This window comes from Cupriavidus neocaledonicus (genome assembly GCF_000372525.1).
In the GTDB taxonomy this organism is placed as follows: Bacteria; Pseudomonadota; Gammaproteobacteria; order Burkholderiales; family Burkholderiaceae; genus Cupriavidus; species Cupriavidus neocaledonicus.
Map to the genome: position 1 here is coordinate 53817 of NZ_AQUR01000076.1, position 16293 is coordinate 70109.

The window sequence follows — 16293 nt, forward strand, 5'->3', positions numbered from 1 at the left end:
GCGCGGCCTACCTTTTTTGTGACGCACATACCGTCGACTTAGGCTTTCGTCCCGGACTGCGCCAACCCTGTTCCACTCCTGGCGTTAATGATCGCCAACAGCAGGCGCGGATTATGTTGCGCTGTCATAGCGGCTGGCGGGCGTGGCTTCGGCCTCGCTCAGCGCGTCCTGCAAGCGAAAATCGAAGCGAACGCGGGTAAAGGGCCCAGTCACGCCAAGCGATTCATAACCAGCTGCGCTAGGCACCGGCTCCAGCTCCACCACCAGGCCGTCCCGGGTCGCAAACGCAAAATCGTCATCCAGAAACGTGTCGCCCGGAATGTTGATCTGCGTGGTCAACGCACGCTTGCCCGAGCCGGAAACTATGAAATGAATATGGGCCGGGCGGTTCCCATGGCGGCCGAGCAGTGCAAACAGTTCGGAGACGGGGCTGTTCGGCGGAATCGCGTAGCCCGGCGGCAGGAAGCTGCGGAATCGGTAGGCGCCATCGGCGTTGGTTTGGATGCGTCGGCGCAGGTTGTAGTCCGGCTGGTCCGGGTCGAAATGCGAATAACGGCCCAGCTCGTTGCAATGCCAGACATCGACCAGCGCGTTCGCGACAGGATTGCCGTGAACGTCAAGCACGCGGCCTTCCATCACCAGCGGCTGCCCCTTCCCTTCGTTGCCCTCATCAAGCTTCACCTCATGCTGGTGCAGCGGCGCGCCGCCAATATAGAGCGGGCCTTCGATCGCGCGCGGCGTACCCTGCGCGCGCCGGGCTGCGCGATCGGCCTCGTCCTCGCGGATATCGAGCAGCCGGTCAAAGCCCAGGCCAGCGCTGACGAGGCCCCACATGTCGGCCTGGCCCAGCCGGGTCAGCCACTTTATGGCGGCCCAGAATTCGTCCGGCTTCACGTCAAACTGGTCAATGGTCTGGAACAGGTCTCCGACGATGCGTGCGGTGATGGCACGCACGCGTTCGTCGCCGGGTTCCACCTGGCGGGTGTTCACCAGATCGAGTAGTTGATGAATATCGAGTTCGGACATCGTTGTCTCCTGGTCTGTGTTGTCGGTGAACAGTTGTGCGGCATCCGGCCGCGCGGTCAGAATTTATGCCGGATGCCGGCGACAAGCACGGTTTGCCTGTCGCCGGAGGATGGCGCAAACAGGTAGATATCCGCGTTGGATGCCGACGCTTTCTGGTAGACGCCATACACGTAGACATCGGTGCGTTTGGACAGGTAGTAATCCAGGCTCAGCTGCCCCATGTGCCATTTGGGCCTGCGGTCGATGCCGGCGTACCCGCCATCCGTGAACACGTAGGCCGCGCCGAGCACGAGCGACGGGGTCAGGTTGTAGGTGGCGTTGAGGTCGTAGTTGGTCAAGCGCAGGCCGGTGCCGTCCTGGTAGTCGAATCGCGACTGCGTGACCATGGCGTTCGCGCGCCACGCGTCGTTGCCATACCCGGCGGCGAAGCCGCCCACGCGCTGGCGTGCGACACCCGCCGACGGGTTGATCGGACTGGCATGGAACAGCACGAAAGGGGCACCGGCGTAGTCGTCGGTCACCGCCCCGTTGGCGTTGCCGCTGGCGACCAGGCCGGGGCGGTCTAGTTGCATAAACGCGGACGCCAGGCGCAGGGCCCCGCGGTCGTAGGTAGCGCCGAAGCTGAAGGAGCGATTGTTCGCGCCGGCGGCGCTGTCCGACAGCGCATAGGAGGCCTGCGCCCGCAGCCCGCCCCAGTTTGGGCTGACGTACTTGAGCGCATTGTTGTGCCGGAAGCTTCCGAAGGCATTGTCGTTGTCGCCGATGTGCGCCGCCAGCCCGTTGGCCGCCACCGGTGCGGACATGATATCCAGCGTGTCATAGATTGCGTCGTACTGGCGGCCCAGCGTCAGCGTGCCCAGCGTGGTGCTGCCCAGCCCGACATAGGCCTGGCGCCCGAACATGCGCCCGCCCTGCTGGAACTTGCCGTCGTCGAGGGCGAAGCCGTTTTCGAGTACGAACACGCCGCGCATGCCGCCGCCGAGGTCCTCCGTGCCGCGTAGGCCCCATCGGCTGTTCTGCATGGTGCCGGGTACCATCCTGGCGGTACCATGACCGCCTTCGTTACTGACATAGGCAATGCCGGTCGACAGCACGCCGTACAGGACGGCCGAGGTCTGGGCCTGGGCCCCGGCGGGCTGCATGATTGCCGCGCATGCGCAAAACGCTGCCATGCCGACCTTGCACATCGACTTCATTTTTGCTCCTTTTGCTCTCTTGGTCCCGGAACCGGGCGCATCAACGGGACCGGTGCAATTGCCCGTGCCCCGGGGGTTCAACACGCCAGCAGCCACTGCTGCAGCAGCACGGGGTCGCGGGTCTGCGTCAACGCCAGCATCAGCAGGATGCGCAGCTTCTGCGGTGACAGATCGCCGCCAGCCAGAACGCCGGCGGCGCGCAGGAAAGCCTGCGGTGGCACCATACCGCGCGCTGCGCGGGTGGACTGGACCACGGTGACACCGGCGCGCACGGCGTCGGCCAGACCCTGGGCCTCAGCATTCGCAGGTCGGCCAGGCGGCAGGCCTGCACTGACAATGCCTGCACAGCCGGCCGCCACCAATGCATCAATCGCGGTACGATCGGCCCCGGCGTACGAGATGAGGATGTCCACCCGCGGCAAGGCATCAGTACTTGACAGGTCCGGCGACGGGAGCACGCGACCTCGAACCTGCAACCTGCGCATGATCACCGCGCCGCTTGCCTCGACTCGGCCGAGCGGGCCGAACGGCGGAGCCTCGAAGGCATTGAGATCGAAGCTGGCAGCCTTGGTGACGTCCCGGGCAGCGAAGATATGCCCGTCCATCACCACCAGTACGCCAGTGCCACGCGCCGCGCCGGACTGCGCCACCGCGAGGGCCGCCCGCAGGTTGGCCGGCACATCGCTGCCTGCTGTGTTCGCCGGACGCTGCGCCCCGGTGATCACGATTGGCTGGTCGAGCGTGAGCGCCAGATCGAGAAACCACGCGGTCTCTTCCAGGGTGGCGGTGCCGTGCGTGATGACAAACCCGGCCAGCCCCGGATCGCGTCGTGCGGTGTCCTCGATCAGGCGCGCCAGCGCCAACCAGTCCGCCGGCGTGATGCCAGTGCTGCCCAGCGCGCGGAACGGTACCGGCACCAGTTCGACCGCATCGGCCACTTCACCAAGGTCGCCGAGATCATCGAGCAGCTTCGCTATCGGGTGGACCACGCCGCTTTCGCCGTACTCGATCCAGTCGAAGCGGTGCCGGGCGTGCATCGCGAACGTGCCCCCCGTGCCGATCACCGCAATACGCGGGCGCGCGGCGTTGCCTGCGCAGGCGGCCATCGTGCCGGTCCCCGCGCTCATGACTGCTCCGGGGTGGCAATATAGACCACGCCGGCTTCTACCTTCACGGCATGGCAACGGGCATCGCGGGTCAGCGGCGTGCACATGGCTCGTCCGTTGCGCACGTCGAAGAGCCCCGCGTGCAGCGGGCATTCGATGCCATGTCCGTCCATTTCGCCGTCCGACAGCAGCGCGTTGCCGTGCGTGCAGATGTCGTCCAGGGCGTAGACCGTCTCGTCGACCTTGAACAGGCCGATGCGAAGGCCATCGACGTCCAGCCCATGGCAATCTCCGGCGGCGAACAAGGCGCCAACTTCGCCGGCACGATACCAGCGTATGACTTCCTCGCGCGCCTGCGGCTCGCGGACTGATTCTGCTTCCTTGATCATCATGGTGTCTCCTCCTTCAGGAATTCGGCCGCCGGGTTCAGCGTGCCGCGCCTGGCCTGCGATCTCTGGCGTCCAACGCCGCCAGCGTCGCCACCAGCGGCATGGGGCCCTGCCCCAGGGATGTCATGTGGATCCCGGCAAAGCGCATGTGGCTACAGCGCCAGGCGCCATCGGTTTCGCGGCGGTAGCCCTCGTGCGTGGTGGCGGCAAGCAGCACAGCATCGCGGTTGTCTTCGCGCAGGGCCAGCTGCCACAGGCGCCAGACTCCTTGAGCACGATCGCCGTCGATCTTCAGTTGCGGGCTGCCGTAGTAATGCACGGCGAAACACCAGGGTGAGCGCTGAAACCAGTCGTGCAGCTGGGACCGGCCGACCAACGACTCGCCGAATCCACGCCCGCCCTCCCAGAGAGCGTCCTCGGTGAAGCACAAAGCCTGCTCCCACGCCACGTCGCGCATCGTGTCATCGGCCAGGCGTGTGTAGTCCGGCCGGTACTTGGCATCGGCCAATGCGGCATAGCGAGCCTTCAGGTCCCGGATCGCTTCGGCCGCCTCCAGTCGCGCCAGCCGCTGTTCGTTGGTGGGTGCGCTCATGATGCCAATGCCTTTAGCGGAATCGCGGCATCGGCTAGACGGCTGCGGTCGATCTGCGAGCCGTGGCGCACCAGTACCTCAAGGTGCTTGCGCTCCCGCCCGTTGTCGATCAGGACACCGCCAACGAGCTTCCCGTCTGCCAGCAGCAGCATCGTGGCCGGAGCGCCTGAGGCGCCGTGGCGAACGACAATGTCGTCGGCGTCGCCGGGTTGGCCTACCACCTGGATGTTGTGACCGAGCTGATCCGTCCACATCCACGGGACTTCCACATATGGCTCGGTACGACCCAGGAGAAAGCCGGCCACCGCCTGCGCCTGGTGCTCGGCATTGCGCCAGGTTTCCTGCCGCACCGCGCGCTGGTACAACGGACTGTAAGTCAGCGCCACGTCACCCGCGGCAAAGCACCATGGCGCAACGGGGCTCCGGCAATCGACGCCGACCGGAACTCCATGCTCGTTGGCGATCCCGCTAGCTCGGAGGAAATCGACGCAGGCGTCGATGCCCACTGCCGCCAGCACGACGTCTGCAACCACGGACGAAGTGTTGCCATCGCGTACGATATGGACACGTAGTGCAGTGCCATCGCGCTCGATGCGGTTGACCTGCACGCCGGTTTCAATGCGAGTGCCATTGGCCGTGTGCAGCGCCTGCAGCCACTCCGAGGCTGCAGGCGGCAGGCAGCGCGCGAGGATGCGATCGCTTGCCTCCAGCACCGTTACATCCGCGCCTAGCGCCTTGGCGCTCGCGGCGACCTCCATCCCGATGACGCCGGCCCCAACGATTGCCACGCGCTGGCCAGAGGCCAACGTCTCGCGCAATGCAAGGCTGTCGTCGATGGTGCGCAAGGTGACAACCCCCGACAGCTCGGCCCCCGGGATATTAAGTGTACGCGCGCGTCCACCGGTCGCGACAACTAGCCGGTCGAAACCGATCGTTCTGCCGTCGCTCAGGCTCAGCACCCGTGCCTTAGCGTCCAGCGCGCTGGCACGGCCTCGCACATGCGCGACGGATTCGCCATCCGCCCAGAAGGCGGCAGGGTCGAGCACAAGCTCCGCTGCGGTGCGTTCGCCTTTGAGCAGCTCTTTTGACAATGCCGGGCGCTCATAGGGGGCATGCGATTCTTCACCGACGAGCGTTAGCCGCTTGTCATAGCCCAACGCGCGCAAGTGCTGGGCGACGCGACCGCCAGCGTGGCCGGCACCCACGATGACGATGTGTTCCGGCGTGTTCATACCGCGGCTCCAGCTTGTGCAACCAGCGACGTACGGTTGATCACCCGATACAGGCGCCCGCCATCGGTGTCGCAGATCCAGCGGCGCGGCTCGGCACTGGGAATGATGATCCCCTCGCCTTTCGACAGACGATAGGTCTCGCCGGCGGCTTCGATCGTAAAGGTGCCATCCAGCACCGCAGCCACTTCCTCGCCTGCCTCGCCTGCGGCAGCGCTCAGCGTGTCTCCCTGGCGCAGTACCTGAATGGCAATGTCGAAGGCTTCGCCGCTGGCTTCATGGCGTGCCGGGGCGGTGGAGGTCGACTTGCCCGCCGCCACGCGGCGGCAAAGGGGCTGACTGAAGCATGCCCCTGTGTCGGGATGTCCTTGCGCGCTCATGCCCGCTCTCCCTGCGTTTCCCTGTCAGCCAGCGGGTAATAGGGCACCGTATCCTCGGCGCCATACTCCTTGCGGGCTGGCGTCACCACGTTCAGCCGCATGCTGACACCCGCTGGCTCGAAGCGATTGCTGCCGTAGTGCATCACGCCGGCGGGGATCAGCATTGCATCGCCCTGCTCCATGACGGTCTCGTGGTCGCCGGCTTCACCGAGCCCTTCGAAGACGGAGCAGGCCCCCGAGAACTGCAGTGACGCTTCTTCGCCATGCTGGTGGGATTTGGCTGGCAGATCACTGCCGGCCGTTTCGACGAACTTGACGACGGCTACGCTGACCGTTTCGCCAAACATGTGTTTCATGTACAGGCCACCGGCGACCACTTCTTTCAGGTTGTTGTCGATGGCGAACACCCGGCATTTCGGCATGCTGGACTCCTCTGGCGGCGCGATCAAAGCGCCGGGGACAATTTGAAGGTCTCGTCGGCCACGAAGCGCCGCGGGTCGAAGCCATCGATCACGGCCTGCTGGCGGTAGAACTCGATGGCCGGCGCTACCTCGGCCAGAGACAGCAGCAGGTTCATCAGCGCTTGCGCTTGCGCCGGCATCGCACCGGCTTCGAAGGTGTCCAGATACGCGGTAATCGCCCCGATCTCTCCGAGCATCGCGTCCGCAAAGGCGTGGATCTCTTCCATCGAGGCGCGATGGCGCTGGATATTGCGCTCAGTTTCGGTCGGCAGGCTCCAGTGCGCGATCGGGCTCAGGTGCGCAAAGCGCTCGGGCAGGGTTGCCGTGCGCTGCTTGCGCAGGCCGCCGACATCGATGATCTTTTCTTCCATGACTTCGCTCCGTTATGGGTTACTGCGGCGTTGATGCGGCGTTAATTCGGCGTTGATCCGACGTTACTGCGCTGCGCCGATCAGGCGGTCGACCACGTGGGCGCCGTGGCGGACCAGGATTTCGCTGTCCTGCAGGATCATGTGCGTCTTGGCGCCGGTCTCCGCCGCGGCCTGCGTGCGCTCCAGCGTGCTCATGTCCTCCAGCAACACGTCGCGCAGCGCAACCTTCATGTACTCGAGGAAGAAGCGGCCCCCGGCCGTGGTCATCTCCGGGTAGTACACGCGGCCTTCAAACAACATCTTGTTGTGCGCAATCGGGCGGAAGGTGTAGGCCTGGTAGTAGTTGGGCCGCAACGAGACGTAGAAGTCCGGGAAGATGACGTTGATGTCGAAGAGCCAGTTCTTGCTGTGCGTCCAGTTCACACCCTTGGGCAGGGCTTCGAGCGGAAACTCGTGTTTCGCGCTGCCCATGCCGGCACGCAAGGCCGCGGCGGCGATCGGGCGCGATGCGGCGGATTCTGCCAGGGCCTCAGCCGCGGCGGCCCCACCACTGGTCACGGCCTTGGGGTTGCCATAGACAGACTTCTGGTTGCCTGCCAGCGACAAGCGCCGGTGCACGTCCCCGCAGACCACATCCAGCGGCCGCATGCTGCCGCCGTCGCTCTTGTCGATCGCGTCCGCGATGGAATTGCCGTGGACGTACGCAACGTGATAGGCCTCCTGGAAAGCGTCGAGGGCCAGCTTCCAGTTGCAGTTGACAACGCTGGTCCACTGGAACGCACAGGTCAGCTTGTCGAACGGGTAGCCTTCCACGTCGCCATAGACTGGCTTCATGAACTCAGCCAGCGTCTGCGCCGGCTGCGGTTGCATATTGACGAAGATGAAGCCCTGCCAGACGTCACAAGAGACTTGAGAGAGACCATAGTCCTCACGCTGCATGTCGAAGAAGCAGCCCTCCTCGGGTACGCCGGTCAGGCGGCCGTCGAGGTCGTAGGCCCAGCCGTGGAATTTGCAGAAGAACTTGCGCGTGTTGCCACACTTTTCATAGACGACCTGGTTCATCCGGTGCGCACAGACGTTGTGCATGGCGCGGATCTGGCCCTGCTTGTTGCGCACGACGATGACCTCGGTGTCGCAGACCGCGAGTTCCTTGACGAAGTAATCGCCCGGATTGGGGATCTCTTCCACGCGTCCAACCTGCAGCCAGGTCTTTTTGAAGATCTCTGCCTTTTCCCGCTCGAAGTACTCGGCAGAGATATAGGGCTCGACCGGTACCGGTGCTTTGCCGAGCTCCGGATAGCGATCTGTGAAGAACGTCTGCTGCGATGTCATTGCGCCTCTCCTCCTGGATGGTGACCTCGGCGAAAGCTCGCCGTCGAATAATGAACGTCATTCTATTTTCAAAAAAAGAAAAGTCAAGGAAGGAATGCCACGGACAGCGCAATGGGGTTCTCTCGCCATCGTCAGCGTCCGATCTTGGTAAAATACCGAACCACGTTGGTGCATCCGTGCACCACCAACCATGTGGACAGGAAACGGCCCAGGGGGGCCGGATCGGAAGGAAAGCTCAATGCCACAAGTGAAGAAGGCCGGAATGCGCGAGGCGATCCTCGCTGCCGCGTTCGATCTGTTTTGCCGCAAGGGCTACACGGCGACCACGATGTCGGAGATCGCGCGCGCTGCCGGCATGACCGTGGCCAACCTGTACGTGTACTTCGATGCCAAGCTGCTGATCTTCTATGAGATCTACACCCCATGGCTGCTTGCCCGGGTGGACAGCCTGCGTGAGTCGGTACGCAAGTTCCCGACGCCCCGCACACGCCTGCGCCGAATCATCGTCGGCCTGTGGGGCGACATTCCGGCAGCAGACCATTCCTTTGCCAACGCGATGATCGAGGCGCTCGCCAGCGCCCCCCAGGACACTGCCAAACCGAACAACCTGCTCGAACAGTGCGAGATCGCGATCACTGAATTGATCCTGGAAAGCCTGCCGCCCGAACGCGCCCACCTGGCGTCGAACCGATTGCTCTCCCACATTCTGTGGATGGCCCACGACGGCTTTGCCATCAATAGCCGGATTGGCGACACGCGCGACCTGGAGGCCATCGCCACGTTGATGACCGAGATGCTGCTGGGACCGGAGGAAGTTCCCCAACCCGCGCCCCGGAGCAAGCGGCGCGCATCAAGCAACCAGAAAGCCCGGCAAGAGTCTTCCGCAGTTTCCTGAGCGCACCAAGGGCGCCCCAACGCCCCTCGAATACCGAGTGCCGCTCAACACCGCCTGCCTGCTCACTGACATCAAGGCCTCGGCGTTTGCTGTCTCCTTCGCCCCCAGTATCAGCTCTATCCTTCTTCTATATTGTCGGCTGCGCCGGCATGGACAGACCTGAGCTACCGCTGACAGCATCACTTCGCACATCCATTAGCGGGTTCCCGCAGCCGCGCATTCCGGTCGTATGTCGCTCGCCGAGCACACGCTAGCCGCGCCGACGGCGCGGCGACCGCTGTGAAAGTGCGCTCCTCATGCCCCGACTAGGGTATGTCCCGATGCCATCCGCGCATTAGCGAATACTACTATTTATTAAGCCGACGCTCATAAGGGCCCCGCTGTGAGCCTGCCGGCTGCCTACGCCCCCCCCTATAAAGCCGCCCCCCAGGAGTTTTCGCCATGCATGTTGCCGGTACTTCCGAAGCCGCCCGGTCCGTGCCCCAACGGACCACCTATCTCGTTCTGCTACTCTGCTGGGGCGCCATCCTCGCCGAGGGCTACGACATCGGCGTGATGGGAACCATCGTTCCCGCGCTGATCAATGATCCACAGTGGAGGCTTACGCCTCTTGAACTCGGCCAGATGAGCAGCGCTGCGCTGCTCGGCACCTTGTTCGGCGCTTATTTCATCAGTCCGCTCAGCGATCTGGCGGGCCGAAAGAAGCTTTTGATCGCCTGCGTGGCACTGTTCTCGTTATCGATGCTCGCGGCAGTCTGGGCCCCGTCTCCGGCAATGTTCGCCCTCGTGCGCGGCATTGGCGGTCTTGGTTTGGGCGGTGTCATCGCGGTAGCGGCAGCACTCACGGTAGAGTACTCGCCGCCCAAGCGTCGCAACCTGAACTTTGCGCTGATGTACTCTGGCTATCCGATCGGTGCGGTGGTCTCGGCGGTGGCCGGCATGGCATACATGGAGCAGTATGGATGGCGTGCCATCGTGGCAATCGGCGCCCTGCCGCTGCTGTTCATGCCAGTGCTGATGCTGTGGCTGCCGGAGTCGCTGGACTTCCTCGTCAGCAAAGGCCGGCATGCGGAGGCTCAGAAGCTTGCCGAGCGTCTCGGTGTCGATGCACCCACGACGCCAGTCACGCATGACGACACGCCCAGCAGGTCGTTGAAAGACGTGTTCGCCGAGATCTTTTCGCGCAAAAACGCTTTCGGGACAATCTGCCTGTGGGGCGCGCAGTTCATGGCAATCATGCTGGTCTATGGCCTTGGCACGTGGCTGCCGCAGATCATGCGCAAGAGCGGCTACGACCTTGGCTCCAGCCTGTCTTTCTTCGCGGTCTTCAATATGGCCGCGGCCATCGGCGGCGTGATGATTGGACGGATCGCCGATTACTTTGGACCGCGCAAGACCATTGCTGTCAGCTTCCTGATCGGCGCCGTGTCGATCTTCGCGCTATCGCAGAAGAATGGACTGCTCGTCAACTATGCCCTGGTCGCACTGGCCGGCTTCGGCAGCATCGCCACGGCGCTCGTGCTGCTTGGCTATATTGCCAACTACTACGCACCGCATGCCCGCGCTTCCGCGACAGGCTGGGCCGTGGGCGTAGGACGTTTCGGCGCCATGGCAGGCCCGGTGCTGGGCGGCTATATCGCAGGGCTGAACGCAAATCCGGTGTGGAATTTTGTGCTGTTCTCGACCGCAGCAGTACTGGCGGCGCTGGCGGTGTATATCACACCCACGCCGGAGCATGTCAAACACGCCCAAGGCAGGCAGTAACTCACGAGAACTGGCCGGCGTCGGCTTCTCATCAGACGGCGTCGGTCCTTACTTCAACGGAAAACGACATGAGCCTTGGTTTTGGCTATCAGGCACGCATCGGGCACCTCTACCCCTCTGGCGGCCTGTGCGATTTTGAAGTCCAACTGATGGCGCCAGCCGGCGTCCAGTTTGTCACGACGCGCATGCCGTTCTCGCGCACTTCACTTGAGAGCGACAAGGCTGTGGTGGCCGATGTAGAGTCCCACGCGGCGCTGCTAGCCACTGCCGAGGTCAGCTTGATCGCCATGAACTGCACGGCGGCCAGCATGGCAGTCGGGGCACAAGCCATCAACCAGCGAATCTTCGATGCCACTGGAATTCCCTCGATTACCACCACCGATGCCATTCTCGCCGCCTTGCGCGCGATCGGCGCGAGCCGTGTCGCGCTGATGACACCATATCCCAGCGAGGTAGTAGAGATGGAAATCGCGTTTCTGGCGCGCCACAATATTGAAGTTACCTGCGATATATCGGACCCCTGCTCCACCCCCATCCAGCAGGGCTCTTTTCCGGCCTCGCACTGGGCTGAACTGGCTGCGCAAATCGACACCGACCAGGCCGATGCCGTGCTAATCAGTTGCGCCGGCATACAGGTAAGCGGCGTGATCGAAGCAATCGAGCGTGCAGGCAAGCCCGTGGTCGCCAGCAATCAGGCTCTGCTCTGGCACTGCTTGCGCACACTCGGTCTGACCGATCGGCCGTCGGGATTCGGCAGTCTGCTGGCTGGTCGTTTCGACAAACGCGCATCCTGAAACTTCGGCAACGATGACCGTATCCGGCGGCTGCACCCTAAAGAGGCGTTTGGCATGGCGCGCCGCGGCTGCGGACGCGCGGGCCGGCATGGAAACCTCAAGCCGGTGCTGGCCAGCGCCTCGGCCTACTGGCTTCGCCACACCGCTGGTCCGCACATGACCGACCAGCAGGTCGACCTGCGCTTTGTGCGCGACAACTTTGGCCACAGTTCGCTGTCGACAACGAGTGGCTACTTGCACAGCGAAGAGGATGCCCGGCACCGGGCGACACAGGAGCGGCATCGGATTGGCTGGACCAGCAAGACGTAGGCGCGCAGGCCTGCCAAGTTCATGGCCATTGCTCTCACCTGGATCCATGCGCTCCAAGGTTTGCTTCGCTATCAGGGGTGAGAAAAAGCGAATGCATACGCCCCTACGTCCGAGGACACCGCACGCCGCTTGAGCAAAATGCAAGCCCCCAATCGCATTCCTTCCGTGCGCCAGCCCACATTGGCTCTCTGCTTGCCCCCCTAAGCTAGAAAAGTCCGGTGGAACGTCCTCGCGGCTTTCGACCGTGAGCTTCCAGCGCGGAATTCCCGCATTCCATGGCAACGCTGCCAACGCAGGAGGTGATGCAAATGCGTCAACGCATGATTTTCCGGAAAACCGTGTGGGCGTCAGTCATTGGCTTTGTCCTGCTGGCGCCGCCGGTTCACGCAGCTCCCGTCAGCTTTGACAATGACGCCTGCAACAACCCTTCCGCGGAAGCCAGGCTGAGGCAGCGAGAAACTGCCGTGCTCGGCCCGGCCCATGCCGAGTCGCATGCCAGAGCACGTGCCAAACAGTGTCGCGTGGCAGCCGGTCTGGACCGGGTTGCCACGCCGGATGATCAGGTGCTGGCAGCGGCCAGAGCCCAGGCCACCAATACGGCGGGCCAATGGAGCGAGCCTTTCGTCATTCCGGTAGTCGGCATCACTGCGGTATTGCTGCACACCGGCAAGGTGCTGTTCTGGTCGTACGAGCCGACGCAATACCATAATCCGGCAGCTTCGAATACCGGTGTCGCCTATGTCTGGGACCCTGTGACACGCACGGGGCATCCCATTACGCCTCCCGAGAATATCTGGTGTGCCGGCCAGACGATCCTGAGCGACGGCAGGGTTTTCCTTGCGGGTGGCAATCTGCGCTATCCGGACCCGAATGCACCCGAAGGCCAGCAGAACTTCCAGGGCGCGCTGAGCAGCTATACGTTCAATCCGCTCAACGAAACCTGGACCACCCAACCCAATATGTCGGTCGGCCGCTGGTATCCGACGGTGACCAAGCTGGCAGACAACCGGGTAGTCATCACCAGCGGCCTCGACGAAACGGGATCCGGAAATACCACGTCGGTGGTTGAGTTGTTCACCCCTGCCGCTGGCATGGACAGCGTTGGCACGATGAGCACGGTTTCGTACCACGACCCGTCCGGCATGTATCCGTTCCAATACCTGCTGGGTTCGGGCCAGATGATGCAGGCCGGACCGGCCTTCTACAATACCGTGCTGCTGACGCCTGACGCCTGGTCATGGAGCAGCATTCCAAACATGCTGAGCTCGCACTATGAGTGGGCCAACGGCGTTCTCTATACCGATGCCTCGGTCACGCCCGTCAAGCAGGTCGTGATGATTGCAGGCGGCGCCGAAGGCGACAGCGCCTTCCGCAACAACGAGTGGTTCGATGTCGGCAACCCTAACGCCGGGTGGAGACAGTTTCCGCAATGGCTGCAGCCTCGCCATAACGCCAATACCGTGATCCTGCCGGATGGCACGCTCTTTACGGTGGGCGGCAATGCGGCCAGCAATGGTTATGACAACCCGCATTTCGACAGTGAGCTTTACAACAAGCCGGCCGGCGATCCGACCGGGACCTGGATCTCGATGAGTCCGAACACCATCCAGGCAGGCTACCACTCGAGTGCCATTCTGTTGCCTGACGCCACCGTCTTGCTGTCCCAGGACGATATGAATCCTCTGGCCGCCAGCACGCACCAGGCGCAGGTGTATTCGCCACCGTACCTGTTCAAGGGCGCGCGCCCCAATATCACCAGCGCACCGGGTGCCTTGAGCCTGGGACAAACTTTTACCGTCGGCTCCAGCACCCCCAATGTTTCCAGCGTTGCGCTGGTGGCGCCGGGGGCTGTGACCCACGCCAACGACATGCATCAGCGCTATATCAAATTGCGCTATACCAAACAGGGCGCGAAGAACCTGCGCGTCACCCTGCCCGCTTCCAGTTCTCTGGTGCCGCCCGGCTACTACATGCTGTTTATCATCGATTCTCAGGGGGTGCCTTCGGTGGCCAAATTCGTCCGGGTGTCCTGAGGGCGGAACTGCGCGGTATGGCGGCATGTTTGTTGCAAGGCCGGGTATGGTTGCCCGTTCAGGAGACAGTCATGCCATTCGATGCACGCCAGCCCGGCCGCCATGCCCGCGATGCCAGATCCGCACTTGCGGCGATATTGCTTTGCCTGACAACCGGCCTGTACGCCGCAGCGCCCGCCGGCGACGCGGACTTCATGAACAAGGCCGCACAGGCCGGCCAGATGGAGATCGATGCCAGCAAGCTGGCCGAAACCAAGGCCACCAGTGGCACGGTCAAGCGTTTTGCCGGGCAGATGCTGCAGGACCACCGCGCCGCGGCGGAAGACCTCAAGCGCCTGGCTAGCGCCAAGGGCGTGCAGTTGCCGGCCACCCCGAGTCCCGCAGATCAGAAGAAGCTGGAAGCCCTGGGCGCACTGCAAGGCGCCAGCTTCGACAAGCAGTACGCCGATGAAGTCGGCGTCAAGGCGCACAACGATGCGGTGGCGCTGTTCCGCAAGGCCGCGAGCGACGCCCGCGACAGCGATGTACGCGACTTCGCAAAGAAGACCTTGCCGACGCTTGAACATCATCTGGAATCGGCCAGGAAAATGGCGTCGGAGGTATCGCGATAGTTGTCCTCGGTACCGGTCAGCCGGAGATACGCCCACCCTTCCCTTCGCACCGCCGCTTGGACAGGTGTAGCGAATCGCGGCAGGCCGTGCCCGAGGCGAGGCGTCTGACGTCAGGGGAGGCAATGTCGTGTGTACCAATTTCGCCGCAGTGACCGGCCCGGTGCTGCGCGATGTATTCGGGGCCGAGCCACCGCCGGGAACATGGAAGCCGGAAATATGGCCCGGCGATGCCGCGCCCATCGTCCGTGCCGATGCCAGCGGCCGGCGCGAAAGCTTGCTGGCCACCTTTGGCCTTGTGCCGCGTTCGCGCCATGTCCATGGCGCCCGGGATTTTGAAACCATGAATGTGCGCGCCGAGAACGTCGGCGACCGGCGCGGTTCGTGCAGCGCATGGCATCGCACCCAGTTTTGCCTGGTGCCGGCGATGGCCATCTACGAGCCGTGCTACGTCGCCGGCCAGGGCTGGATCCGCTACCGGATCTGGCTGCCGGACGAGCCGGCACTGGGCATTGCCGGACTGTGGAGGCAATGGCCGGACGGATCCTATTCCTTCGCCATGTTTACCGTGAGCGCGCCAGGCCATGCGGTGATGAAGCTGATGCACACCCCGGGCAAGGAAAAACGGTCGGTCGTGATGATTCCCCACCTGCAGTGGGGGGCATGGCTCGCGTGCCGGGATCCTGAACTGGCGCGAAGCTTCATGGCGCTCTACCCGGCCGAGAAGATGATGGCTATGCCAGACCCGCTGCCGCCCCCTTCCACCGAGGACTCCGGCACGGACGGGCTGGATGCGCTTTCGCTGTAGGCCGCGCTATCGCCGCCTAGGCAAAACGGTCGTGCAGGATAGAAGCGCTCAGCTGGCGCTTCTTCCAGTACATATGGTCGATGCGCTGCTGCAACTTGCCCAGCACTGCGGGGTCGAGGCTGCCGAAGGTCAGCAGCACGGCCGGGTGCGTGCCATCGCCGTCCTCATGTTCGAGGCTGTCGAACGGCGGGAAACCGTATTTTTCCAGGAACGCCTGGATTTCCTCGTCCGAGGTGTCGGGTTCGATATTGCTGAGCAGCAGGCGGCTCATTTTCTCTCTCCCCATTGCAAGGGTGACGGCGGGCGCCTTGTTGCAGGTTAGCATCTCGGCACCGACCCTGCACAATCCCCGTTGCTGGCATCGCGGCACGCCTTGCACAGCCACGATTGAACGAATTCCTGTACCGCTACCGGCAGGACTTGCAAATAATCCATGCCGATGCCGGGCCACTCCAGGTAGGTGGACATGACCGTGTCGCCGAGCGCTACCAACTCATGCGTAACAGCGCGCACTCCTAGGCACCCCAGCCCGTCCGGCCCGCTCGGCTGCAGGGATAACCAAACAAATGAAGATACCGGCGAAAAGTGCGCTTCAGGCCTGGATCGAGGGATTCGCGCAAGGTGGCATTGCTGGTTTTCAGCGTGCCGGAGACTGGCGCAGCGTTTTGCCGCGCCAAAGACAAAACCCCTCGCAGCACACGCTGTCGAGGGGTTTTGCACAATAAGAGCCTGGCGATGACCTACTTTCACACGGGTAATCCGCACTATCATCGGCGCGGAGTCGTTTCACGGACCTGTTCGGGATGGGAAGGGGTGGTTCCAACTCGCTATGGTCACCAGGCATGAGGGGTTGTGGCGCTGTCGGGTTGGGACAGCGTCACGAATCGGGATGTAGTCTTGGTTGTGCGTATCGTGGCACAAGGCGACGATCAACCAGGTGAAACACACTGGTTATAGGATCAAGCCTTACGGGCAATTAGTACTGGTTAGCTTAACGCAT

Annotated in this window: 17 protein-coding genes, 1 rRNA gene and 1 pseudogene; 7 read left to right on the top strand and 12 right to left on the bottom strand. The window is 63.2% G+C overall.

The features are described from left to right. Window positions 1-111: 111 nt before the first annotated feature. From A3AG_RS0105295 to A3AG_RS0105340, 10 genes are all read right to left on the bottom strand, one after another. Window positions 112-1026: a dioxygenase family protein gene (locus tag A3AG_RS0105295; protein WP_018004422.1), complete on the bottom strand. Its 915-nt coding sequence runs from the start codon at window positions 1024-1026 to the stop codon at window positions 112-114. Between the two features lie 56 nt (window positions 1027-1082). Beyond that, on the bottom strand, window positions 1083-2222 hold the full coding sequence (locus A3AG_RS0105300; protein WP_018004423.1) for a porin: 1140 nt from the start codon (window positions 2220-2222) through the stop codon (window positions 1083-1085). A gap of 77 nt (window positions 2223-2299) precedes the next feature. Beyond that, window positions 2300-3349 carry an asparaginase gene (locus A3AG_RS0105305; protein ID WP_018004424.1) on the bottom strand — a complete coding sequence of 350 codons (1050 nt, stop codon included), beginning with the start codon at window positions 3347-3349 and terminating at the stop codon, window positions 2300-2302. Further along, window positions 3346-3720, bottom strand: coding sequence for a non-heme iron oxygenase ferredoxin subunit (locus tag A3AG_RS0105310; RefSeq protein WP_018004437.1), 375 nt, complete (start codon window positions 3718-3720; stop codon window positions 3346-3348). Before A3AG_RS0105310 ends, A3AG_RS0105305 begins: the two co-directional genes overlap by 4 nt. Window positions 3721-3754: 34 nt before the next feature. Beyond that, window positions 3755-4309, bottom strand: a complete 555-nt coding sequence (locus tag A3AG_RS0105315) for a nuclear transport factor 2 family protein (RefSeq protein WP_026163968.1) — start codon at window positions 4307-4309, stop codon at window positions 3755-3757. Next, window positions 4306-5541, bottom strand: a complete 1236-nt coding sequence (locus A3AG_RS0105320) for an NAD(P)/FAD-dependent oxidoreductase (protein ID WP_018004425.1) — start codon at window positions 5539-5541, stop codon at window positions 4306-4308. Before A3AG_RS0105320 ends, A3AG_RS0105315 begins: the two co-directional genes overlap by 4 nt. Beyond that, on the bottom strand, window positions 5538-5918 hold the full coding sequence (locus tag A3AG_RS0105325; RefSeq protein WP_051073481.1) for a cupin domain-containing protein: 381 nt from the start codon (window positions 5916-5918) through the stop codon (window positions 5538-5540). The genes A3AG_RS0105320 and A3AG_RS0105325 overlap by 4 nt, the downstream gene beginning before the upstream one ends. After that, window positions 5915-6340 carry a cupin domain-containing protein gene (locus tag A3AG_RS0105330; protein ID WP_018004427.1) on the bottom strand — a complete coding sequence of 142 codons (426 nt, stop codon included), beginning with the start codon at window positions 6338-6340 and terminating at the stop codon, window positions 5915-5917. Before A3AG_RS0105330 ends, A3AG_RS0105325 begins: the two co-directional genes overlap by 4 nt. A 23-nt stretch (window positions 6341-6363) precedes the next feature. Then, entirely contained in the window at window positions 6364-6750 is a 387-nt protein-coding gene (locus A3AG_RS0105335) for a hypothetical protein (protein WP_018004428.1), read from the bottom strand. Between the two features lie 63 nt (window positions 6751-6813). Then, complete coding sequence (locus A3AG_RS0105340; RefSeq protein ID WP_018004429.1) at window positions 6814-8082, bottom strand: aromatic ring-hydroxylating oxygenase subunit alpha; 1269 nt, start codon at window positions 8080-8082, stop codon at window positions 6814-6816. 238 nt (window positions 8083-8320) lie between these two features. Here A3AG_RS0105340 and A3AG_RS0105345 point away from each other — a divergent pair, with 238 nt between their 5' ends. The 7 genes and pseudogenes from A3AG_RS0105345 to A3AG_RS0105375 all read left to right on the top strand — a co-directional run bounded on the left by A3AG_RS0105345 (window position 8321) and on the right by A3AG_RS0105375 (window position 15293). After that, a complete protein-coding gene (locus A3AG_RS0105345) occupies window positions 8321-8977 on the top strand; it encodes a TetR/AcrR family transcriptional regulator (RefSeq protein ID WP_018004430.1) in 657 nt (218 codons plus the stop codon). A gap of 441 nt (window positions 8978-9418) precedes the next feature. Then, on the top strand, window positions 9419-10741 hold the full coding sequence (locus A3AG_RS0105350) for an MFS transporter (RefSeq protein ID WP_018004431.1): 1323 nt from the start codon (window positions 9419-9421) through the stop codon (window positions 10739-10741). 68 nt (window positions 10742-10809) lie between these two features. Next, on the top strand, window positions 10810-11535 hold the full coding sequence (locus A3AG_RS0105355) for a maleate cis-trans isomerase family protein (protein WP_018004432.1): 726 nt from the start codon (window positions 10810-10812) through the stop codon (window positions 11533-11535). A gap of 39 nt (window positions 11536-11574) precedes the next feature. Further along, a pseudogene (locus A3AG_RS0105360) lies at window positions 11575-11844 on the top strand (tyrosine-type recombinase/integrase); the annotation flags it as partial. 275 nt (window positions 11845-12119) lie between these two features. After that, window positions 12120-13877 carry a galactose oxidase early set domain-containing protein gene (locus tag A3AG_RS0105365; protein ID WP_240619795.1) on the top strand — a complete coding sequence of 586 codons (1758 nt, stop codon included), beginning with the start codon at window positions 12120-12122 and terminating at the stop codon, window positions 13875-13877. A 29-nt stretch (window positions 13878-13906) separates the two neighbouring features. Beyond that, window positions 13907-14488 (top strand): DUF4142 domain-containing protein, encoded by a 582-nt coding sequence (locus tag A3AG_RS0105370; protein ID WP_240619796.1) that lies wholly within the window; start codon window positions 13907-13909, stop codon window positions 14486-14488. Window positions 14489-14615: 127 nt separating this feature from the next. Next, complete coding sequence (locus A3AG_RS0105375; protein WP_018004435.1) at window positions 14616-15293, top strand: SOS response-associated peptidase family protein; 678 nt, start codon at window positions 14616-14618, stop codon at window positions 15291-15293. A 16-nt stretch (window positions 15294-15309) separates the two neighbouring features. On the opposite strand, the gene A3AG_RS0105380 is transcribed toward A3AG_RS0105375, so the two are convergent. Next, window positions 15310-15564: a hypothetical protein gene (locus A3AG_RS0105380; RefSeq protein ID WP_018004436.1), complete on the bottom strand. Its 255-nt coding sequence runs from the start codon at window positions 15562-15564 to the stop codon at window positions 15310-15312. Between the two features lie 456 nt (window positions 15565-16020). Then, a 5S ribosomal RNA gene (gene rrf / locus A3AG_RS0105385) occupies window positions 16021-16134 on the bottom strand. Window positions 16135-16293 lie beyond the last annotated feature (159 nt).